This window comes from Pseudomonas viridiflava (genome assembly GCF_900602065.1).
GTDB lineage: Bacteria > Pseudomonadota > Gammaproteobacteria > Pseudomonadales > Pseudomonadaceae > Aquipseudomonas.
The window spans coordinates 1-299 of the sequence record NZ_UWFN01000125.1 but is presented as its reverse complement, the minus strand read 5'-3'; the positions used below and the strand labels follow the sequence as shown (position 1 = coordinate 299).

1 protein-coding gene is annotated in these 299 nt (G+C 59.2%); it reads left to right on the top strand.

Going from position 1 to position 299, the window contains the following annotated elements; translation table 11 throughout:
* On the top strand, positions 1-299 hold a 299-nt coding region (locus EE949_RS08265; RefSeq protein WP_346773484.1), incomplete at both ends, for an AMIN domain-containing protein.

Here is a 299-nt window from a genome sequence, read left to right as displayed (position 1 = left end):
GGCAACGTGGTCATCGACCTGAGCAATGCCAGCATCGCTGCGGATATTCAGGAGCAGGGCGGCAAGATCCGTGTCGATTTCGCCAAGACGCAATTGCCCGATCCGCTGCGCGTGCGTCTGGACGTGAAAGACTTTGCCACACCCGTGCAATTCGTCAGCGCCACAGCGTCTGGCGACAAGGCCAGCATTTCCATCGAGCCATCGGGTGCGTTCGATTATTCGGCGTTCCAGACCGAAAACAAACTGACCATCAGCGTGCGCCCATTGACCAATGAGGACGTGGATCGTCGCGCCGCCGA